This window comes from Treponema sp. R8-4-B8, assembly GCF_054786175.1.
This window is the reverse complement of sequence record NZ_BDHE01000490.1, coordinates 143,764-167,591: the sequence shown is the minus strand read 5'-3', so window position 1 is coordinate 167,591 and position 23,828 is coordinate 143,764. Positions and strand designations below refer to the sequence as shown.

Sequence of the window (23,828 nt, the reverse complement as noted above, 5' to 3'; positions counted from 1 at the left end):
GCTATTATATATTTACAAATTGTAAAAATTGCGTTATATTAATTATTAGAGTTGTTCGGAAACTTCAATTTCCGAACAAGTCCATTATTATGTTTTATGGTGACGTTGTATACTGACAATTTCTAACTTTTTTTGGAGGAATATTAAAATGCAAAACAACATTAATCGTACTTTTTTGTTTTTGGTTATGCTTATTGGCTCCGCAATGTTTTGTATGGCGCAAAATATCGGGAATATGTCGATATTCACTTTTAATGGAGGCATGCAGAACGAAGGTAATGACAATGGAAGGTTTTCATTAATTACTGAAGATGCTGAAGAAAGAGCATGGCAAGGAAAAGAAATTCCATTAGAAAGGCAATCCTCGTATTATTCTTATTCTTCTAGCTTCGGCTTAAACATAGCTGTAATGCTCGGATATGATTATAATTTAATGGAGTATGATGATTTTGATATAAAAAATTTAATTTTAGGATTAGAATTAGAATTACGCTTATTTAATTTCTTGGGCGTACAAACCGGATTTGAAGTTCTTCCTTGTATTGATTATGCTTTTTCTGAGCCAATATTAACTAATACTATTATACAGATTCCTGTTTTAGCAAAATTTAATTTATCAATTTTTGATATTTGGGACATATCAGTTTATGGCGGAATAGGTATAAATTTATTATCTATTAATAATAAAGATAATGTTAATTTTTCAATAAGGTCGTTTTCTAAATTTAGTTATATTTTTGGCGGTAAATGGGCTGTTGTGATAGATAATATAAATGTTTTTATAGGTTTTCAATTCAACTGTGATATTTCTGATACCGTGTATCGATATATGGGAAATAGATTTAATTATATATCGGAACGTTCTTTTTTATATGCCGGGGTTGGCTGGTACATACCATTTTAATAGCAGATAAAATTACGTTGCGACAGACAATATGAGCGTTACTAAAAGGAGAGATTTTATTGTAACATGGAAACCCAAATAATTCCCGGACAGACAGAGGTTATTAAAGTTAAGAATTCCGAATATGCATCACAAACCGCGCTTTCAGGCGGGATGCTCCGCTCCGGTGAAGAAGTCGGGGGTTTTATCGTGGACAGGCTACTTTCCGTATCCGGCGGAGAAGCGGAGGTTTACCTGTGTACAAAGGGCGGCGATAATTTTGTCCTTAAATATTTCTACACAAAAAAAGCAAACCGCGAAGCGGAAGAGAAGATAAAATCTTTCTCTCATCAGAACATTATTTCTATTCTTGACTGCGGCGAATATAAGGACAGGTTCTTTACGATTCTTGAGTACGCGTCAGGCGGCGCTTTGGATGACAAACTGCCCGATGGCTCTTACAAATATCTGCCCGTTAGCGAAAAAGAAGCTCCGCAAATTGTGCGTGAGATCATTAACGCTTTTGAAGCATGTCACAAAGTCGGAATTATCCACCGTGATATAAAGCCGGGCAACCTCTTCTATAAAAATCAGGAAATCCTTCCCAACGGCAAGTACAAGGGCAGCCGTCTTCTGGTAGGCGACTTTGGCATTGCCAGCGTCTTTGAGGTTGACGCGGGAATGAGCAAGCACATGACGGAAACCGGCGCGAAAACCGAAGGTTACGCCGCGCCTGAGGCGTACTCAGGAGTTATCGGCAAGGAATATGACTACTATTCGCTGGGCGTTACGCTTTGGGTGCTGCTTACCGGCATGGAGCCTTTTGTCAACGATAAAGGCCAGGCTCTTTATTCCGGCCAGATAACATTGGACACTATTCAAGGCAAGACAGTAGACAACCTCCTCTCCCGTTCCCCAAAGATGAGCGCTTCCATGCAGAAACTCATAAGAGGGCTATTAACCGTGCGCCATGACAAGCGTTGGAAATATGACGAAGTAACGCGCCACCTTGCCGGAGAGAACGTCGAATTGTTCACGGAAGTGCGAACATTGGAACCAGTTGAAATCGGCGGGGAAAGATGCTTGTCATTTCAAGAAATTGCCCGCGCCATCGTCAATCATCCGGAGGAAGGCAAAAAGTTTGTCTTTAAAGACCTTGACAAATATCTTTTTAAAATAGACGAACAGGCGCTTGCGGACAAACTGAGTGTTTTAATTGACAATTACAGCGCAGAGAATCGGGAAGACGAAGGCGCGGTCTTTGTGGCTTATTCCCTTTGCCCTAACTTGGCGTTTCCGCTGGAACACGGCCTTTCAATCAGCAGTCTTGAGGAGATGTTCACGGTTTTAAATACTGACCCAGACGCGATTCTTCCTTATCTTAGGGACGAGAAAAAAGGTTTTTACGCCTATCTTGAAGTCTCCGGTCTTGGTGAGCATGGTAAAAAGGTAAAAGAAATTGTGAACGCCACTACCGGGGATATAAGGGCAGTGTCTAGGATTATTGCTACCTTTCAAGGCAATGAGATAAATCCGTTTCAGGACGGAATTAACAACGAGCGCAGGCTGACTTCTTTGGAAGATATGTACAACTTGCCCGAACACTTAAAAGAGCGGGTAATGATTTTCATTGAACGTAATTACGGACTGCTTCCCGCGTGGATAGAAAACCTTACCGGAAAAAATCTTGACCCATGGTTTGTATTGCTTACAGAGAGAAAAGATCGTATTGCCCGTTGGGGGGCATGGGAATATTTTATTTTATTTATGCAAGGTCTTGAATCTTATGACAAGCTTCAGAAAAACGGCGACTTTATACTGTATGAGAAAAATGGAAAGAAAGGCCTGTATCGTCTCGCGTTAAACTCGAACCATGCGGAACTGCTCTACGGAGTTGAAGTTGGCGGCAATCGGCTTACGCTTAAAAAAGGCGACGGCAGTGTCGTATTCAATGGAACATACGCGGTTAATTTCGCTGACGGGTACGACGAGGGCGGCGTTTCCACACTGCCATTCCTTGACGCGGAAAACAGAATGGCGGTTTTTGACGGTTCTTTGCTTTATTTCTTCCATATAAATACAAATATTAAAGAGCCGCGCTATGAATTAAAAGACGGTGAAATCAATCTGCTCATCGGATTGGGCAGTGCCGTTCCCGTTCTTGATCTTACCCGGAGTTTTAAGGAAAATAATAATTTTTCCGATATGAATAGATTTATCAACGCTTTCTGGAAAAAACTAGGTGAAGAAAAAAAATACGATACGGCGCGGAATCTTTTGCTTTTTATCGATAAAGAAAAAATGGATGGTCTGCCAAGTTCCTTTGATTTTTATTTAAGTGAAATAGGCACTACGTACTTTTGTGAAAATATATACGATAGAGCACTGCCTTATTTTAAGGAGGCATTGTCGATCAATTCCTCTGGTATCGGTTCGAACGGTCAATCGTACAATTACAGTTATGGGTTTGCTCTTTGTAATGAAAGGGTAACGGAGAATTGGGATAAGGTAATAGAATATATGGACAAGGCGATTGAAATTACGCCGGACAAGCCGCAGCCTTTTGTAATGAAAGGCAGTTGTTTGCATAATTTAAACAAGTATAACGAAGCAATTGCCTGTTTGAATATGGCCCTTGATAAAAAGAACAGTTTGTTATCCAATGCCGAAAAAAGAGTCATCTTCACGACAAGGGCTTTATGTTGGAATGCGTTAGGCATGAAAGACAAAGCTGATAAGGACAATACGGAAGCGAATCGCTTAGCGAAACTTCCTTCGTAATAAATTGATAAAGCAAAGGAGTAAGTAATGGCAACATTGATCTGTGCCGCCTGCGGCAGAGAAAATAGAGACATAGCGAAATACTGCCGCTTCTGCGGAAAGATGATACCGGCAACATCTGGCATACCTTCGGCAGTGCCGCAGACGAACACGGCTACCCCGGCTGTTGCGTCTACACCGCAAACGAACCCAGCTACAACAGCCCCGGCTGCTACGCCTACCCCGGCTACAACAGTTACAAAACCATCGACACCGAAGGTTGCGGCGGCAGTCGTCATTCCTTATGATTATGTCGGGCATGACAAAATACGCGCCGAGCTTGAAAAAATAAAGAGCAATATCAAGTTTCAAAAAAAACGGCAGAGCGCCGGAGTGGGCGGAACTATCGGCTCGAAGCTGTTTGTTTTTAGAGGAAAGACGGGAGCGGGTAAGACTCTTGTCGCGAAACATTTTATAGAAGAACTTCGACGGGAAGACTGTCTTTCTTCGGATAGAATTACAAGTAAAGAGGCGCGGGAACTTTCAAAAATTTATGGAGACGAATACGCCATTACTAAATTTCTTTCCGAGACAAAACCTGCTGCCCTTGTTGTGGACAACGCCACGGAAAAACCGGAATATATCCATGAACTGATCCTCGCTGCCAGCAAATCTACGGAGGAGTGCGTTTGCGTTATCATCGGCAACAACGAGGGCTTTGAAGAATTCTTCAGCAAGAACACAGAAGACCGCCAGCGCGTTACTCAGGATTTTAATTTTCAAGACCTTTCGCTTGATGATCTTTCCCTGATACTGATGAAGAAACTCCGTGAGCGCGGCCTTGTCTTTGATCCAGCGCTGAAAAAACATTTTTCTTCTTATATACAGGAACGGAAAAGTGATCCTTCCTGCGAATATAAAAACGGCTGGCTGATTGAAAAAGACGTAATCCCCGCGATTGACAAAAACCAGCAGGCAAGGCTGGAAAAACTTGGTAACGCAACGGATGAGGACTTCAAGACCATAATAGCTGAAGATCTGCCGCTTAAAAACAAACCAAAGACGATAGATGAGATTCTCGCGGAACTTGACGCGATGATAGGGCTTGCCAAAGTTAAGAACGCCGTCCGCGAGATAGCGCAGACAATCAAGATGCAAAAAGAACTTGAAGAAAAAGGCGGCGCAAAGGCAAAGAGTCTTGCAATTCATCTTGTGTTTTACGGAAACCCCGGCACGGGCAAGACCACTGTCGCCCGCAAACTTGGCGCTTTGTTTCAAGCGATGGAACTCCTCCCAAGCGATCACATTATCGAAACCGACCGCAGCGGCCTCGTCGCCGGTTACATTGGGCAGACTGCGCCCATGGTAAAAGATATGTGCGATAAAGCGATGGGCGGCATCCTGTTTATCGACGAGGCCTATACGCTAAGCTCAGGCGGCGGCGGTGACTTTGGCAAGGAAGCGATAGACGCGCTTCTTAAACGCATGGAAGACGACCGCGGAAAATTTGTCGTGATCGCCGCCGGATACAAAAACGAGATGCAGAATTTTATCCAGGCAAATCCCGGCCTTAAAAGCCGTTTTACCCACGAGCTTGAACTTGAAGATTATACTCCCGATGAATTGATCGCTATCTTCATGTCTATGGCAAAAGACAGGGGCAATAAATTGTCAGGCGATGCGGAAGCTGCCGCGAAAGAAGCCATAGCTGACATTCACAGAAAAAAAGGCAAGGACTTTGCCAATGGCCGCACTATGCGTAATCTGCTTGACGATACGATTAGAAAAATGTCAGCCCGTACCTCTAAACTGCCCGAAGCGCAACGCACAATCGAAGCGCTTTCAACAATAACCGCCGAAGATATTCCCTATGAAAAACCAAAAGTTAAAACTGCGGAAGAAATTCTTGCCGAGCTTGACGGCATGATTGGGCTTGCAAAAGTTAAGACTGCCGTGCGGCAGCTTATCGAAACTATCAGTATGCAAAAAGAGCGCGAGGAAAAAGGCGGAGCCGCCGCGAAGAAACAGGCGATTCATCTTTGTTTCTACGGCAACCCCGGAACGGGAAAGACCACTGTGGCAAGAAAACTTGGCGCCCTGTTTCAAACAATGGGGCTTTTGCCGACTGACAATATGATTGAAGTTACGAGGGCGGACATGGTAGCGGGCTATGTGGGACAGACCGCGCCCCTTGTGAATACTGTGTGCGACAAGGCTTTAAACGGAATTCTTTTTATAGATGAAGCCTACGATCTCTGCCGCGACTCCTACGACAGTTTTGGTAACGAAGCTGTAACGGCGTTATTAAAACGAATGGAAGACGACCGAGGAAAGTTTGTAGTGATTGCCGCAGGTTACCGTAAAGAGATGGATGATTTTCTTCAAGCCAACTCCGGTTTTAAAAGCCGTTTCACCCACTTCCTTGAACTGGACGATTACAACCCCGACGAGCTTTTCGCTATTTTCACTTCTATGGCAAAATCAAATGACTACAAACTTTCTGCGGGTGGGGAAAAGCGGGCAAAGGAAGTCATTGCGGAAATATATCGCACAAGGAACAAGGACTTTGCCAATGGCCGCACTATGCGTAATCTTCTTGACGACACGATACGCAGAATGCCAGAACGCCTCGCCTCTCTTACTCAAGCGGAGCGCACGGTCGAGGCTCTTTCGACAATTACCGAGTTGGACTTCTCCTCCGAGAAAAAAGAAGAGCGCAGTGTCAATGAGATACTCGCTGAACTTGACGCGATGATTGGCATGACGGACATCAAAAGAACAGTCCGTGAAATTGCCAACAAGATTCAAATACAAAAGGAACAGGAAGAAAAAGACGGGACAAAGAGCGCGGGCGAGGGCAACAACATTGTCATCACCGGCAATCCCGGCACCGGCAAGACGACTATTGTCCGCACATTGGGCGCGCTGTTTAAAGCCATCGGCCTTCTTAAAACGGAGACCGTCATCGAAGTGAATGGTAATGATCTGAAAGGCTCTTACCTTGGTCAATCGAAAGACAAGGTAAACGAGAAGTGCGATGAGGCAATGGGCGGCATCCTCTTTGTCGATGAGGCATACGTGCTTGCCGATACGCAACGGGGCGGAGCTGCCGACTCATTTGCCAGGGAAGCGGTAGAAATCCTGATGACCCGTTTTGAAAATGACAGAACAAAATTTGTCGGCGTAGTCGCCGGTTACGAAAAAGAAATGCAACTCTTCCTCGACACGGTGAACCCCGGCATGAGGCGGCGCTTTAAGCATTACCTCAGCCTGAGCGATTACAACGCTGAAGAACTTTTCGCTATTTTCGCGTCCATGGTAAAGAAAGCAAGTTACACTTTGACAGATGAGGCAATCGAAGCCGCAAAAGCCGCCATTGCCGACATGTTCAACAACAAGGGGCCGAACTTCGGCAACGCAGGTGAGATCAGAGTGTTCTTTGAAAAAACAACAAGCAGATTGGCGACCAGACTTTCCGCGCTCTCCAAAGAAGAACGCGCCGACAAATTGAAAACCATTGAAGCCTGCGACATTCCTGAAAAAGGAGGCGCAAAATGAGTGCTGTCGAAGCCTTATCAACTATAACTGCCGAAGATATTCCTTATGAAAAACCAAAGGTTAGGACTGCGGTCGAAATCCTTTCCGAACTTGACGCTATGGTAGGAATGAAGGACATCAAAAAAACAATACGACAAATTGCCAACATGATACAAATGCAAATGGAGTTCGCTGAAATAAACGGCGAGGAGTACGACCACTCGCACAATCTGGCGTTTTACGGTAACCCCGGTACGGGAAAAACTACTGTTGCCGGAAAACTTGGGGCTTTATTTCAAACTATAGGGTATTTGCCGACAGACAATGTACTGGAGGTAACAAAAGCCGACATGGTGTCAAGCTACGTGGGGCAGTCTGAGCATCTGGTGAACGAATTGTGTGACAAGGCGATGGGCGGTATCCTCTTTATTGATAAAGTCCACGAGCTTTATAGTGGCATTCAAAACGACAGTCATGGGTGTGAGGCATTAATTGCGTTATGTAAACGTATTCAAGACGACGAGGGAAAGTTCGTAGTAATCATAGCGGACTCCCGTAAAGAAATGGATAATTTTCTTTATTCCAACTTCATTTTTAAAAAATACTTTACCCATTTTCTGGGTTTTGACGATTACAACACGGAAGAACTTTTCGCTATTTTTGCGTCCATGGTGGAGAAAGCAAGTTACACTTTGACAGATGAGGCAAGCGAAGTCGCAAAAGCCGCCATTACCGATATGTTTAACAACAAGGGGCCGAACTTCGGCAATGGGGGTGAGATTAGAGTGTTCTTTGAAAAAACAACAAGCGGGCTGGCGAGCAGACTTTCCGCGCTCTCCAAAGAGGAATGCGCCGACAAACAGAAAACCATTGAAGCCTGCGACATACCGGTTAAAGAAGGAGGCGCAAAATGAATTGCCCAAATAAAATTTGCAAACTGGAAATACCTGATGATTCGTGTTTCTGCGACCAATGCGGCGTTCATCTTCTGCGCTGTGACAAATGCGGCTTTATCGGCACAAGCAAGTTCTGCGGCAAGTGCGGCGGTCCAATGTCTGCCATTCAACCGCCTGCCTCTGACGCGAGTCCTTCTCCGTCAACGCCAGTCAAAGAAACGCCGCCTACTCCTCCACCCTCCGCACCTTCGCCGTCCACTCCTTTGCCGTCCGCTCCACCGGCGGGAGCGACCGTAATTGTACAACTTCCCTCTGAAAAAATTTTTCTGTGCCACCCCGACGGTTGGAAAATGGAAATCGCGGACGGGAATATTCTTGGCAGGACAAATGGCCCGCACTCATCCGCGCTTGGCAAGTTCCCTGTCATCTCATCAAACCACGCGAAAGTTACGCGGACAAATAACGAATGGTTTATCACTGATTTAAATTCCACTAACAAGACTTATGTCAACGGCGCGAAATTGGAGCCGAATGTTCCGGTAAAAATAAAACAGAATGACGTTGTGACGCTCGCCAATGTTACATTTACTGTGAGACTCACATGAAGGTAGCGGCGGGAGCTTATTCCGATAAAGGAGGGCGACCTCACAACGAGGACTCTTTTCTGTGCGCCTTGCATACAGGATGCGATATTAATAACGCAAGCGCGGAATTTCAAGACGTTATAACTTCACCTCTTTTCTTCCTTGTCGCGGACGGCATGGGCGGGCATGACGCGGGAGAAGTAGCCAGCGCCTTTGTAGTACACAATATGCAAAACGCAATAGTAAACGAGACTCGTGTTTTTGACGAAGCCTCTCTTGAGGCGCTGGTAAAATCGGTTCACGCTGCTTTATTAATAGAAGGAAAAGAAAAGGGAACGCCCAATATGGGCTCCACCTTAACCGGCATTTTACTGCAAAGAGACGCTCCCTGCGCTATCATCAACATAGGAGACAGCCGCGTTTACCGTTTGCGGAACGGGTTCCTTCAACAGTTGAGCAGGGACGATTCGCTTGCAAGCATTATGCCGGGCGCGGCAAAAAACATCATTACCAACGCTGTTGGCGCAGGATTGCCGGACGTATCAGTCGCAAGCCGGTTCTCGCTCACAGTCGCCGTTGCGGGAGATGTCTTCCTGATGTGCAGTGACGGCGTTCATGGCTCCGTAAGCGATGATGATCTGGAAAAGTTTCTTGCCCAAACTCCGCCGTTGGAAACCGCGAAACTGATTGTGCAAACGGCAATCGCCAATGATTCTGATGATAACTGTACTGCGGTGGTGGTAAGGATCGAATGAAAAAAGAAAAGAGAAAAAAGGGAAGAGGAAAAGAGCAGAGGTGGTTAGTGATGGCTGAGAATGTACAACAGCGGCAGCAGCAGGAAGCAGCCGCGCAGAAAAAAGAATCCGCTATTCAAGAAACTGCCGCTTTATGTAAGCACTGCGGCGTGGCGCTTGACCCCGATCTCTCATTCTGTCCGGGTTGCGGCGAAAAAGTAGACGGCGGCGAGTACACTTGCGAATTCTGCCAAACAAAAACGTCAAAAGAGATTTGCCCGCACTGCGGCAGGCGGGTTATCCCTATTCCTTGCCCCAAATGTCAAACTCCGGGAATCTATGACGCGTGCGAAAACTGCGGCGCGATTATGAACCCCATCCTTGAAAAAGCACTCGTTCAGGAAGCGCCGGCTGAATTGGCAGCGATGAGCGCCGAGGAAGCAAAAAAAATTGAGGACGAGTTTAAGGCATTGGAATCAAATGAAAGCGCGGAGTTTAAGGCGTTTCAGAAGAAATTGATTGAGCGGCAGACTTTACTTGAGGAGCGGGATTACTTTAACAAGCGTGAAAAACGGATCATCAAAGTATTTGGCAGCCACCCGTTCACGTTGGAACTGCCCGACCCTGCGGAAGAAGCCTTCAGAATGAAGGCCTACGCCGCTCTGGAAAAAACTGTGATTGAGCGCGAGGAGAAAGCGATAGAGGCGGAGTTGGATAAATTGTTTCCGGCGCCGCCTGTGGCTGATACCAGTGCAGAAGATGCAAGGCTTGCGGAAATAGAACGGACTCGCGTTGAGATGGAAAAAAAGTTTAATGAAGCGTTGGCGAATGTAAACAATGAGGTTGAAGATTTCCGCAAGGAAGAAGAACGCAAGCGCATTCTTGAAGAAGAACGCAAGCGGCTTGAAGAAGAACGCCGCCGCCTTGAGGAAGAGCGCAGACGCAAAGAGGAGGAAGCGCGCCGTGAAGCCGAGCGTCTGCGGGAAATTGAGCGCCAACGGTTAGAGGAAGAGAGGCGCAGAAGACGTTTTCAGGGAAATTTTTATCATACGAGTCATAGCGGAATGTTGACAGCGGAATTAAGAATTGGAAGCAGTAAGGCTGAATGTTGGTATCACTGTACTGTCTGCGGACGCGCTACCGTCGTTTATTCAGTTTCAATTAACGGAGACAACATTACATTGACCGGGGGAAGAAAAAACGGTGATTATTGCAGTTTCCAAGAATACAAACTGGTTGAGAATTATTCTGGGACTGTGAACAGTTCAGGAACAGTACTGACCGGGTGCTGGTATAATAATGGTGCAAGCCTACCAATTGTTTTTTACAAACGCTAAATAACAAATGAAAAAAGAGCAGAGGGAATAACTAATGGCTGAGAATGTACAGCGGCAGCAGCAGGAAGCAGCCGCGCAGAAAAAAGAGTCCGCGGTTCAGGAAACTGCCGCTTTATGTAAGCACTGTGGAGCCGCGCTTGACCCCGATCTGGCATTCTGTCCGGGTTGCGGCGAAAAAGCAGAGGGCGGCGATTATACTTGCGAGTTCTGCCAGACAAAAACATCAAAAGAATTTTGTCCGCACTGCGGCAGACGGGTTATTCCTATTCCCTGCCCACAATGTCAAACTCCGGGAATCTACGACGCGTGTGAAAACTGCGGCGCAATTATGAACCCCGTCCTTGAAAAAGCAATTGCTCAGGAAGCGCCAGTTGAAGTGGCAGTGATGAGCGCCGAGGAAGTTAAAAAGCTCGAAGCTGATTTTAAATTGATGGAATCAAATGAAAGCGCCCAGTTCAAGGCGTTTCAGAAGAAACTGATTGAGCGGCAGATTTTGCTTGAGGAGCGGGACTACTTTAACAAACGTGAAAAGCGCATCATCAAAGCGTTTGGCAGTCGGCCATTCACGTTGGAACTGCCCGACCCTTCGGAAGAAGCCTTTAGAATGAAAGCTTATGCCGCGCTGGAAAAAACTGTGATTGAGCGCGAGGAGAAAGCGATAGAGGCGGAACTGGATAAAATGTTTCCGCCTCCGCCTGACACCAGAGCTGAAGACGCGCGTCTTGCGGAAATAGAACGGAAACGCGCCGAGATGGAAAAAAAGTATAGTGAAGCGTTGGCGAATGTAAACAACGAGGTTGACGAGTTCCGCAAAGAGGAAGAACGCAAGCGCATTGAAGAAGAACGCAGGCGGCTTGAAGAAGAACGTAAGCGGCTTGAGGAAGAGCGTCGCCGTCTTGAGGAAGAACGCAAACGCAAAGAGGAGGAAGCGCGCCGTGAAGCCGAGCGTCTGCGGGAAATTGAGCGCCAACGGCTTGAGGAAGAGCGGCGCAGAGAAAGAATAAACGGTTCGTTTTATTATCGTAATAACGATTTTGAAATGACCGTGCAGATTACCGGAATGAGCAAAGGACGGGCTTATTATAATTGTTTTGTCTGCAACGGTCACGCGTATTTGAATTTCGATGTTAAATACAGCGGTGATAACGTCAAATTGAAATGTTGCGGTTTGTCTGGTAATACGTGCGGTTTTGATTCGAGCGGGCATAATGACGACCGGCTTAATTTTACGGGCAAGTTGAATAATGCCGGTACGATGTTGACCGGCTATTGGGGAAATGGCAGCGGTTCGTTTCGCGGCCAGTTTTTCGGCGGCGATCAATCAAGCGCCAGTTCCGGCACATTTTATAAATGCTAAAGGATAGAAATGGAAACGAAGGTAATTGATTTAGCTCACGGCGGCAACACCGTAGGCGGTAGCACGCAAATTCTCTCCGACGGCTCTACCACGGAAACGTGTGCAAACTTCACAGGCGGGCTTTTGCAAATCCACGAAAAGGTTGCGGGCTGGGAAGTGACTGGCAAACTCGGTACGCTCTCAGGCGAAGCGGACATCTACCTTGCACAGAAAGACGGACAGAAAGGAATTGTCAAGTATTATCGGAGTACCACCAAACCAAAGATGGAAATTCTGGAGAAACTCAAAGGGCTTAACCATCCCGATATTGTCATTGTTTATGATTTTGGAATGTACAATGAACGTTTCTACGAAATCATGGAGTACGCGGAAGGCGGCGCGTTGGATACCCGCAACGCGGACGGCTCCTATCGCTATCTCCCGCTTCCCGAAGAAAAAGTGGAAGGCATTTGCAAAGAGGTAATCAACTCCTTTAAAACGTGCCACGAAAAAAATATTATTCACCGCGACATTAAGCCCGCGAATATCTACTATCGCACTTTGGAAATTGAAGAAATTGAAGGCGGCGATGGCGAAGAAAAAAAGACAATCTACAGGGGAGACGATGTAGTCATCGCGGACTTTGGGATTTCCAGCATCATGGACGACGCGGAGCAACTCCATAAAACGCGCACTGGTTCCCGCACCACGGGTTATGCCGCGCCGGAGGTACTCTCCGGTATCATCACTCCCAAGATGGATTACTATGCGTTGGGCATCACTCTTTGGGAATTGCTCACCGGCAAAGACCCGTTCACCCTCGACAATGGCAAGCGCAGAAACGACGCGCACTTGATACGCGACACAATAGAAGGAAGAATCGCCGATGACATTTTAAGCAAGGAACCCAGGGTAAGCAAAAAGATGGAACGCCTAATACGCGGGCTTCTTGTAATCGATCCTGAACACCGTTGGGGTTATAATGAAGTAACGCGTCACCTTGCCGGGGAAAATGTCGCGGTTGAACAGAAGCGTAAAGACTCATGGTCTTTTTCTATTGGCGGGATTGAATGTGCTACTCTTGAAGCTTTGGGAAGCGCGATAATTGAAAATCATGAAGCTTCCAATAAATATATCTTCCGAGGTTTGCTTGCCGCTAAACTTGAGGAGTACTATCCTGATATCGCCAAACAAATTACGCAAATCGCGGAAGAAACATCCGCAGCTAACGATCAAGATAACGGTATTTTTAAAATAGCCTATCTTTTAAATCCAACCCTGCCTGTTAAAATCGCCAACGGTTTTAAGATACAGAACCTTGACGATCTTATTTTCTTTTTGAAATACGCGCCCGAATCTGTCATCCCCGAACTGAGGGACGAAAAATCGAAACTCTACACATGGCTGGAGATTATGGGATACAAAGATATTGTAGATGAAATAAAACTGTTGCCCGGCATTTACTCTGGCGGCATGGGTGACACGGAATTGGCGGGCAAGGCGGAAGTGCTTCTTAGAAACAAAGTCATCAAACCTTTTAAACTTGCCAAGTACGCCGACTTTGAACTTTCCACTCTTGATCAAATTCGCAAAGTGCCAAAAGATATGCAGAGGCGGATTCAAATTCTGGTTAAAGAAAAAAGTTACGAAGGTTTGTTCCTTCCCTGGTTTGAATTGCTCGCGCCTAAGGCCGATGCCTCAGCTCTTCTGACGGAATATTTTGGTTTGTCATAATCTGAAATTGACAAATACAATAAAAAATACCTGAATCTAAAATCTCTAAGTATTTATAGAAAATTTATCAGAAATTGTAAAAAAAGATAACCATTGTGAAAATTAATAAAATTATGTATAATAAAACAAAAGGAGATAATCCGCAGTTTTTCTTTAAATTAGCGGAGAAATTTGTAGTTTATATATGGAAACCCAAATAATTTCTGATGTGGCAAATGGAATTAGCAATAAAAATACCAAAAAAGAAAATGCGCCAGAAACCACGCTTGCAGGCGGTATGCTTCGCCCTGGGGAAGAAGTCAAAAGTTATCGTGTTGACAGGCTGCTTTCCGCATCCGGCGGAGAGGCTGAGGTTTACCTGTGTACGAAGGGTGCCCTGTGTACACAGGGTGCCCTGTTTACACAGGGAGGCAAAAATTTTGTCCTTAAATATTTCTACACAAAAAAAGCAAACCGCGAAGCGGAAGAGAAAATAAAATCTTTTTCCCACGAGAATATTATTTCTATTTTAGACAGCGGTGAGTATAATGGAAGATTTTTTGCGATTCTTGAGTACGCGTCAGGCGGCGCTTTAGATGACAAACTTCCCGACGGTTCGTACAAATATCTGCCAGTGAGCGAAGATGAGGCTCCGCAAATTGTGCTGGAAATTTTAAGCGCTTTTGAGGCCTGCCACAAAGCGGGAATTATCCATCGTGATATAAAGCCGGGCAACCTCTTTTATAAAAATCAGGAAAAACTTTCTAACGGCAAGTACAAGGGCAGCGGCCTTCTGATTGGCGACTTTGGCATCGCCAGCGTCTTTGAAGTTGACGCGGGGATGAGCAAGCATCTGACGGAAACCAGCGCGAGAACTGAGGGCTATGCCGCACCTGAAGCGTACTCGGGAGTTATTGGTAAAGAGTACGACTACTATTCGCTTGGAGTTACGCTTTGGGCGCTGCTTACCGGCATGGAACCTTTTGTCAATGATAAAGGCCAGGCTCTTTATTCCGGTCAGATAACATTGGACACTATTCAGGGCAAGACAGCAGACAACCTTCTTTCCCGTTCCCCAAAGATGAGCGCCTTTATGCAGAAACTCATAAGGGGACTTTTAACCGTGCGCCACGACAAACGCTGGAAATATGAGGAAGTGACGCGCCACCTTGCCGGAGAGAACGTCGAATTATTTACAGAAGTGCGTACCTTGCCGCTAATTGAAATTGGCGGCGACAAATGTTCGTCGTATCAGGAAATTGCCCGCGCCATTATCAATCATCCCGAAGAAGGAAAGAATTTTATCTTTAAGGGCGGGCTATTAAAATATCTTATCCGTATTGATCAAAAACTCGTGGACAGGCTTATCGAATTAATTGAAAATTACAGTTCCGAGAATCGTGAAGACGAAGGCGCGGTTTTTGTCGCTTATTCACTTTGCCCTAACATGGCGTTTCTTTTGGAACACGGTCTTTCAATCAACAGTCTACAGGAGATGTTTACCGTTCTTGATACAGACCCCGACGCGATTCTTCCATTTCTTAGAGACGAGAAGAGAGGCTTTTATACCTACCTTGAAGCATCCGGTCTTGGAGAGCATGGCAAAAAGGTAAAGGAAATTGTAAACGCCACTACCGGGGATATAAGGGCAGTGTCGCGGATTATCGCCACATTTCAAGGTAATGTGATAAAACCGTTCTATGACGGAATTAACAATGAGTGCAAGCTGGCTTCTTTAGACGATCTGTACAATCTGCCCGACTACCTGAAAAAACGGGTGATGATTTTAATTGAGCGCAATTACGATCTATTGCCTGCGTGGATAGAAAACCTTACCGGAAAAAATCTTGATCACTGGCTTACGGCGCTTGCAAAACAAAAAGAGCGGATTGCCCGGATGGGAGCGTGGGAATACTTCACTTTGTTTTTGCAGGGTCTTGACTCTTATGACAAGCTCCAGAAAAACGGCAATTTTATTTTGTATGAAAAAGACGGGAAAAAAGGTTTGTACCGTCTCGCGTCAAACGCGAACCGCGCAGAACTGCTCTACGGGGCGGAAGTTGGCGGCAATAAGATTACGCTTAAAAAAAGTAACGGGGAGATCGCGTTTGACGGAATATACGCGGTTAATTTCGCCAGCGGGTATGACAAGGACGGCGTTTCCACTCTGCCATTCCTTGACGAAAAAGAAAGAATGTCGGTTTTTGACGGCTCCGCGCTTTTTTTCTTCTATATAAGTACTGCTCTTAAAGAGCAGCGCTATGAATTGAAAGACGGTGAAATCAAACTGCTTGCCGGATTGGGCGGCGGTATTCCCGTCCTCGATATTGCGCGGAGTTTTAAAGGAAAAAATAATTTTGCCGACATGAATAAGTTTATCGACGCCTTTTATAAAAAACTGGGAGAAGAAAAAAAATACGAAACAGAGCGGGAACTTTTGCTTTTAATCGACAGAAAAAAGATGGATGGCTTGACGCATACCTTTGATTTTTATTTGAGTGAGATAGGCACTGCGTATTGTAATGAAAACTCGCATGGTAAGGCGCTGTCTTGTTTTGAAGAGGCGTTGTCGATCAATCCATCGGGTGTTAATTCAAACGGTCAATCTTATAATTACAGTTGTGCTCTGGCGCTTTCTTCGGACAAGGCTTCGAAGGATTGGAATAAGGCAATAGCATATTTGGACAAGGCGATGGAAATTACGCCGGACAAGCCGCAGCCTTTGGCGTTGAAAGGCGTTTGTTTATATAACCTGAATAAGCATAACGAAGCAATTGCGTGTTTGAATATGGCGCTGGATAAAAAAAGTGATGTGTTGTCCAATACTGAAAAAAGGGATGTGGTCTCGACAAGGGCAATGTGTTGGAACGCGTTAGGAATGAAGGATAATGCGTATAAAGACAATGCGGAATCTTCCCGCCTTGCAAAGCTTTCTGATACGGCGGCGCGTAACGAGGCTTCATCTGTTGCAAAATTTTGCGGTAAATGCGGCGAGAAGCTAGAACCAGGTGAAAAATTCTGCGGGTCATGCGGGGCGAAAGTTGAGTAAGTAATTTTTATTGGAAAAGGAGTGATATATGGCAACATGTAGTAATTGCGGGGCTGAGTTAAAGCCCGGCAAAAAGTTTTGTACAAACTGCGGGACGGCAGTTAGCGTGCAAGCGTCTGAGATTGCAGAACCGACAGACGCGGCGGAACAGAATGCTCTTGGGAAAAAATATTATGACGGAGAAGGCGTGCCGCAGGATTATGTTAAAGCGGTGTACTGGTACACCAAGGCGGCGGAACAGGGGGGAGCAAGCGCGCAATACAGCCTCGGAGTTTGTTATGATAACGGAAAAGGCGTGCCGCAGGATTACGTTAAAGCGGTGTACTGGTACACCAAGGCGGCAGAACAGGGAAATGCCGGTGCACAATTCTTCCTCGGAGATTGTTATAAAAAAGGAGAAGGCGTGCCGCGGGATTACGAAAAAGCGGTGTACTGGTACACCAAGGCTGCGGAACAGGGAGATGATTGGGCGCAATTCTTCCTCGGAGATTGTTATGAAAAAGGACAAGGAGTGCCGCAGGATAAAGCTAAAGCGGCGTACTGGTATGAAAAGTCAGCAGAACAGGGGAATATTATGGCGCAAGAGAACATAGAGAACTTATAAACTAAATAGGCGTTCTTGGACTGGTAACCCGAGACAAAAAAAAAGGGGGATGATATGGCGAATGAGAGTATAGAGAAAAAAGATGAAACTGCGGAGCCGACAGACGCGGCGGAACAACGGGCTCTTGGAAAAAAATATTATGACGGAGACGGCGTACCGCAGGATTACGTTAAGGCAGCAGACTGGTACAAGAAGGCGGCGGAACAAGGAGATGCCAAGGGGCAAAACAGTCTTGGGTTTTGTTATTGTTACGGAAAAGGAGTGCCTCAGAATTACGAAGAAGCGGCGTACTGGTTCAACAAAGCGGCGGAACAGGGAGACGCTAAGGCGCAAAACAATCTGGGAATTTGTTATAAAAATGGAGAAGGCGTGCCGCAGGATAACGAAAAAGCGGTTTATTGGTTAACTAAGGCGGCAGAACAGGGATATGCTTTGGCGCAACGCAACCTCGGATTACGTTATGATAGCGGAGAAGGCGTGCCTAAGGATAAAGCTAAAGCGGCGTATTGGTACACCAAGGCGGCGGAACAGGGAAATGCTGATGCACAATGCAACCTCGGATTTTGTTATGAGTACGGGCAAGGCGTGCCGCAGGATAAAGCTAAAGCGGCAGACTGGTACACCAAAGCAGCAGAAAATGGAAATGCCAGTGCACAATACAACCTCGGTTTTTCTTATGAGTACGGAGACGGAGAAGTCATGCCGAAGGATTACGCTAAAGCAGCGTACTGGTATGCCAAGGCTGCGGAACAGGGTCATGCTGACGCGCAGTGTAGTCTTGGATTACTTTATAAGTACGGAGACGGTGTGCCGCAGGACTATGATAAAGCGGCGTACTGGTACACAAAGTCTGCGGAACAGGGAAATACCATTGCACAGTACGACATCGGGCTTTGTTATGATAAAGGAGAAGGCATTTCACAGGATAAGGAGAAAGCGGCGTATTGGTACACAAAGGCGGCAGAACAGGGGTATCCTTATGCGCTAAACAAACTCGGAGATTGTTATTATAACGGAGACGGCGTGCCGCAGGATTACGCTAAAGCGGCGTACTGGTACGCCAAAGCGGCGGAACTGGGAAATGCTGATGCGCAATACTACCTCGGACTTTGTTATGAAAACGGGCAAGGCGTACCGCAGGATCACACAAAAGCGGTGTACTGGTTTACCCTGGCGGCGGAAAAGGGAAATACTAAGGCACAGGAAAACCTAAAAAATATATAAATCAAATCGACGTTCTTGGACTAATAAACCAAGACAACAAAATAGGAGGATGATATGGCGAATGAGAGTACAAATAAAAAAGACGAGGCTGCGGTGAACGAACTGGCATCGGAGACTGCTGAACCGACAGACGCGGTGGAACAGCTTGCTCTTGGGGATAAGTATTATGACGGAGATGGCGTACCTAAGGATTACGAAAAAATGGTGTACTGGTACACCAAGGCGGCGGAACAAGGAAATGCTGACGCGCAAAACAAGCTTGCATTTAGTTTAAATAAAGGAGAAGGCGCGCCGATGGATGCCGAAAAAGCGGTGTACTGGTTCACAAAGGCGGCGGAACAAGGGAATGCTAAAGCGCAATTCAACTTGGGAAATTGTTACAAAAAAGGAGAAGGCGTACCGGTAAATGACGAAAAAGTAGCGTACTGGTACACCAAGTCTGCGGAACAAGGGAATGCTAACGCGCAACTCAACCTAGGATTTTGTTATAGTGCCGGAAGAGGCGTGCCTAAGGATTACGAAAAAATGGTGTACTGGTATACCAAGGCTGCGGAACAGGGGAATGTTAAGGCGCAATTCAACCTTGGAGTTAGTTATAAAAACGGAGACGGCGTACCTAAAGATAACGAAAAAGCGGCGTACTGGTACACCAAGGCTGCAGAACAGGGATATGATTTGGCGCAACTCAGCCTCGGAGTTAGTTATAAAAACGGAGACGGCGTACCTAAAGATAACGAAAAAGCGGCGTACTGGTACACCAAGGCTGCGGAACAGGGAGATGCTGATGCGCAATGCAACCTCGGATTTTGTTTTTCAAACGGGCAAGGCGTACCGCAGGATAAAGCTAAAGCGGCATACTGGTACACCAAGGCTGCGGAACAGGGGAATGCTTATGCGCAGTACAGCCTCGGAGTTTGTTATGATAAAGGAGACGGCGTGTCGGTGGATGCCGCTAAAGCGGTGGAATGGTACACCAAGGCTGCGGAACAGGGGAATATTTATGCGCAACTCAACCTCGGAGTTTGTTATGATAAAGGAAAAGGCGTGCCTCAGGATTACGCTAAAGCGGTGGAATGGTACACCAAGGCGGCGGAACAGGGGAGTGATAGGGCGCAACATAACCTCGGACTTTGTTATGGCGAAGGAACAGGCGTGCCGCAGGATTACGCTAAAGCGGTGGAATGGTTCACCAAGGCAGCGGAACAGGGGAATGATCGTGCGCAACTCAATCTTGGAGATTGTTATGAGAAAGGAGAAGGCGTGCCGAAGGATAACGAAAAAGCGGCGTACTGGTACATCAAGGCTGCGGAACAGGGGAATGCTATTCCGCAAAGCAGCCTAGGATCTCGTTATCATAATGGAGTAGGAGTGCCGCAGGATTACGAAAAAGCGGCGTACTGGTTCACCAAGTCTGCGGAACAGGGATATGCTATTGCGCAATTCAACCTTGGAGTTTGTTATGAAAACGGAGATGGCGTGGCGCAGGATGACGAAAAAGCGATGTACTGGTACACCAAGTCGGCAGAACAGGGGAATGATGATGCGCAATGGTGCCTTGGAGAATGTTATCACTTAGGAAAAGGCGTACCGGAGGATAAAGAAAAAGCAATATACTGGTACACCAAGTCTGCGGAACAGGGGAATACTATAGCGCAGAAGTTACTAAAGAAATTATAAACCAATGCTGAGTTCTTGGAAGGGGATGATATGGCGGATGAAAATATAAATAAAAAAGATGAGACAGCGGCTAACAATTCAACGTTGGAGACTGCGGGGCCGACAGACGCGGCGGAGCAGGTTGCTCTTGGCGATAAATATTATGACGGAGAAGGCGTACCTAAGGATTACGAAAAAGCGGCATACTGGTACGCCAAAGCCTCTGAACAGGGAAATGCTAATTCGCAATACGTTCTAGGAATTTGTTATGAGTACGGACAAGGAGTGGCGCAGGATAACGAAAAAGCGGCGTACTGGTACGCCAAGGCTGCTGAACAGGGGAATGCCGAAGCGCAATGCAAACTAGGATTTTTTTGTGAGTACGGGCAAGGAGTAGCGCAGGATAAAGAGAAGGCGGCGTACTGGTACGCCAAAGCAGCGGATCAGGGTGATGCTGAGGCTCAATACAACATCGGCGTTTGTTATGATAACGGAATAGGCGTTTCACAGGATTACGAAAAAGCGGCGTATTGGTTTAATAAGTCTGCAGAACAGGGATATGTTTTGGCGCAGTGCGTTCTTGGATTTTTTTATGAAAAAGGAAAAGGCATACCGCAGGATAAAGCTAAAGCTGCGTACTGGTACACCATGGCGGCAGAACAGGGAATTGATACGGCGCAATTCAGCCTGGGATTGTTTTATTTTAACGGAGACGGAGTACCACAGGATTACGAAAAAGCTGTATACTGGTTAATCAAGGCAGCGGAACAGGATAATATTGGAGCGCAATGTATTCTTGGAATTTGCTATGCACAAGGACTAGGAATAGCGCAGGATAGCGAAAGAGCGGCGTACTGGTATGCCAAGGCAACGGAACAGGAAAACGCTGAAGCGCAAGAGTACTTAGATCAATTAGGGATAATACGGAATAAGGAAAATAAGGAGTGATATAATACGCTGTATTTTACAAAGGTTAGGAGGTAGAAATGGAAACGCAAATTATTGATTTAACTCAAGGCGCCAGCGCCGTAGGTAGCGCTGTTGGCGGTAGCACGCAAATTATCGCCGGTGGCTCTACCACGGAAACCGGCGCGAACTTCACAGGTGGGCTTTTGCAGCTTCACGAACAAGTCGCCGGTTGGGAAGTAACAAGCAAACTCGGCACGCTTTCAGGCGAAGCGGACATCTACATCGCGCAGAAAGACGAACAGAAAGGTGTTGTCAAATATTATCGGAGTACCACCAAACCAAAGACGGAAATTCTCGAAAAACTTAAAATGCTTAATCACCCGGACATAGTCAACGTATACGATTTTGGAATGTACAACGAACGCTTCTACGAAATCATGGAGTACGCGGAAGGCGGCGCGTTGGATACCCGCAACGCGGACGGCTCCTATCGCTATCTCCCGCTTTCCGAAGAAAAAGTGGAAGGCATTTGCAAAGAGATAGTCAACTCCTTTAAAACGTGCCACGAAAAAGGTATTATTCACCGCGACATTAAGCCCGCTAACATTTACTATCGCACTTTGGAAATTGAAGAAATTGACGGCGGCGAAGGCGCAGAAAAAAAGACAGTCTATAAGGGCGATGATGTGGTAATCGCGGACTTTGGAATTTCCAGCATCATGGAAGATACGGAACAACTCCATAAAACCCGAACCGGTTCCCGCACCACAGGTTATGCCGCGCCGGAAGTACTCTCCGGTATAATCACTAACATGATGGATTACTACGCGTTGGGCATCACACTCTGGGAATTGCTCACCGGCAAAGACCCGTTCACCCTTGACAATGGCAAGCGCCGCAACGACGCGCACTTAATACGCGACACAATAGAAGGAAGAATCGCCGATGACATTTTAAGCAAGGAACCTAGGGTAAGCAAAAAGATGGAACGCCTCATACGCGGGCTTCTTGTAATCGATCATGAACGCCGCTGGGGTTACAATGAAGTAATGCGCCACCTTGCCGGGGAAAATGTCGATTTTTATCAAGAGGCTAAAAAGTCGTGGTCTCTTTCTGTCGGCGGCGTTCAATGTACTACCCTTGAAGATTTGGGAACCGCAATAGTGGAAGCTGCCCCTGAAGTTTCCAATAAATTTGTCTTCGGCGGTCGGCTTGCCTCTTTCCTTGAAAAGTACTACCCTGACATCGCAAAACAAATTACGCAAGTCGCGGAAGAATCATCTGCGGCTAACGATCAAGATAACGGCATATTAAAAGTAGCCTGTCTTTTAAATCCCGCCTTGCCTCTTAAATTCGCCAATGGTTACAAGATGCAGAACCTTGACGATCTTAATTTCCTCCTTGAAAACGCGCCCGAATCTGTCATTCCCCAACTGCGGGACGCGAAATCGAAACTCTACTCATGGCTGGAAATTATGGGGTATAAAGGCATAGCGGCGGAAATAAAAAAACTGCCCGGTATTTTTTCGGGCGGCATGGGTAATACGGAATTGGCTGGCAAGGCGGAAGTGCTTCTTAAAAACAAAGTCATCAAACCTTTCAAGCTTGCCAAGTACGCCGATTTTGAACTTTCCACTCTTGTGCAAATCCGCAAAGTGCCAAAAGACATGCAAAGGCGGATTTTAATTCTAGTTGAAGAAAAAAGTTACGAAGGCCTGTTCCTCCCCTGGTTTGAATTGCTTTCACCCGGGTCGGGCGCCTCCACGCTATTAACGGAATATTTTGGTTTGCCGGTAGGCGCGAAATCCGCTCAATCGGCGGGAAATAAACTTTTAAACCAATTAAACGCGCAAATCAGCACTCAAAAACCTTGTGAAATTGACAAAACGCAATCACAAATTAAAAAAGATCAGCTCATTTCGCATAGTAATAATTCGTCATATAGCGTAGAATTATCAATAAAGACAGATTCGGCCATTCCTGATAATGTAACGGAGTTTTGGTATTTTGTCCGCGTAAAATCCGCTGGAAGCGCTGGCGATCCCTGGGTTGAAGCGAAGGAATTAGCATCGGTTAAGGATATGAAAAAAATTACTATTGACGATTATAAAAAAAGAGGCGAAATTTTATTTTCTACAACCGCAAAAGATGAGAACGCTTATTATGTCACCATGTTTACTGTATTTGAGGTAAATGGCAAGAAAAGTATTTCTTTGCCGTCCAAAATGCGTTTTGACCGCAGATTAGACGCCAATGTTTATTGGAAGGTGACAAAGCCGATTATTGGAAAAAGCAAGCTTTCTATCGAGATAAAGCCAAACAGGTCTTTGACGCGCCTGCCTAAATTTATTTTATGCGCCAGTCTTCAAGGCCAACATCTTGAAAAATCTACTGATGGAAATTCAAAAATATTGATGGAGATTCAAGAACAGGAATTAGACGCTCCTGTGGCAGTCTTTAAGAAAGATTATGAAATTGTCTCGCCTGAGTTTTCTCAAGTGACAAAAAACAGCAAATTATTTCTGTTTGTAACAAGCCCTGTTCCAAGTGAATGTTATTCATTACGCTGGGCTGAAAATTTTAAAGGAAAAATATAGGAGGAATAG

Annotated in this window: 15 protein-coding genes; all 15 read left to right on the top strand. The window is 45.9% G+C overall.

Annotation, left to right across the window (positions count from 1 at the left end):
* Positions 1-148: 148 nt before the first annotated feature.
* The 15 genes from ACYVRA_RS17585 (at position 149) to ACYVRA_RS17515 (ending at position 23,819) form a co-directional block, all read left to right on the top strand.
* Entirely contained in the window at positions 149-904 is a 756-nt protein-coding gene (locus ACYVRA_RS17585) for a hypothetical protein (RefSeq protein ID WP_461254042.1), read from the top strand.
* Positions 905-970: 66 nt separating this feature from the next.
* Entirely contained in the window at positions 971-3,664 is a 2,694-nt protein-coding gene (locus ACYVRA_RS17580) for a protein kinase family protein (RefSeq protein WP_461254041.1), read from the top strand.
* A 27-nt stretch (positions 3,665-3,691) separates the two neighbouring features.
* A complete protein-coding gene (locus tag ACYVRA_RS17575) occupies positions 3,692-7,201 on the top strand; it encodes an AAA family ATPase (protein WP_461254040.1) in 3,510 nt (1,169 codons plus the stop codon).
* Entirely contained in the window at positions 7,198-8,094 is an 897-nt protein-coding gene (locus ACYVRA_RS17570; protein ID WP_461254039.1) for an AAA family ATPase, read from the top strand. Before ACYVRA_RS17575 ends, ACYVRA_RS17570 begins: the two co-directional genes overlap by 4 nt.
* Positions 8,091-8,681, top strand: a complete 591-nt coding sequence (locus tag ACYVRA_RS17565; protein ID WP_461254038.1) for an FHA domain-containing protein — start codon at positions 8,091-8,093, stop codon at positions 8,679-8,681. Before ACYVRA_RS17570 ends, ACYVRA_RS17565 begins: the two co-directional genes overlap by 4 nt.
* Positions 8,678-9,415, top strand: coding sequence for a PP2C family protein-serine/threonine phosphatase (locus tag ACYVRA_RS17560; RefSeq protein WP_461254037.1), 738 nt, complete (start codon positions 8,678-8,680; stop codon positions 9,413-9,415). The genes ACYVRA_RS17565 and ACYVRA_RS17560 overlap by 4 nt, the downstream gene beginning before the upstream one ends.
* A 50-nt stretch (positions 9,416-9,465) precedes the next feature.
* Positions 9,466-10,731, top strand: coding sequence for a hypothetical protein (locus tag ACYVRA_RS17555; RefSeq protein ID WP_461254036.1), 1,266 nt, complete (start codon positions 9,466-9,468; stop codon positions 10,729-10,731).
* Positions 10,732-10,765: 34 nt separating this feature from the next.
* Positions 10,766-12,088, top strand: coding sequence for a hypothetical protein (locus ACYVRA_RS17550; RefSeq protein ID WP_461254035.1), 1,323 nt, complete (start codon positions 10,766-10,768; stop codon positions 12,086-12,088).
* A gap of 9 nt (positions 12,089-12,097) precedes the next feature.
* Positions 12,098-13,801, top strand: a complete 1,704-nt coding sequence (locus ACYVRA_RS17545; protein ID WP_461254034.1) for a serine/threonine-protein kinase — start codon at positions 12,098-12,100, stop codon at positions 13,799-13,801.
* Between the two features lie 184 nt (positions 13,802-13,985).
* Entirely contained in the window at positions 13,986-16,829 is a 2,844-nt protein-coding gene (locus tag ACYVRA_RS17540; RefSeq protein WP_461254033.1) for a protein kinase domain-containing protein, read from the top strand.
* 28 nt (positions 16,830-16,857) lie between these two features.
* Positions 16,858-17,433 (top strand): zinc-ribbon domain-containing protein, encoded by a 576-nt coding sequence (locus ACYVRA_RS17535; protein WP_461254032.1) that lies wholly within the window; start codon positions 16,858-16,860, stop codon positions 17,431-17,433.
* A gap of 54 nt (positions 17,434-17,487) precedes the next feature.
* Positions 17,488-18,657, top strand: coding sequence for a tetratricopeptide repeat protein (locus tag ACYVRA_RS17530; RefSeq protein WP_461254031.1), 1,170 nt, complete (start codon positions 17,488-17,490; stop codon positions 18,655-18,657).
* A 54-nt stretch (positions 18,658-18,711) separates the two neighbouring features.
* Complete coding sequence (locus ACYVRA_RS17525) at positions 18,712-20,334, top strand: tetratricopeptide repeat protein (RefSeq protein ID WP_461254030.1); 1,623 nt, start codon at positions 18,712-18,714, stop codon at positions 20,332-20,334.
* Positions 20,335-20,364: 30 nt separating this feature from the next.
* Positions 20,365-21,261 (top strand): tetratricopeptide repeat protein, encoded by an 897-nt coding sequence (locus ACYVRA_RS17520; RefSeq protein ID WP_461254029.1) that lies wholly within the window; start codon positions 20,365-20,367, stop codon positions 21,259-21,261.
* Between the two features lie 38 nt (positions 21,262-21,299).
* A complete protein-coding gene (locus ACYVRA_RS17515; protein WP_461254028.1) occupies positions 21,300-23,819 on the top strand; it encodes a serine/threonine-protein kinase in 2,520 nt (839 codons plus the stop codon).
* The last annotated feature ends 9 nt before the right edge of the window (positions 23,820-23,828 follow it).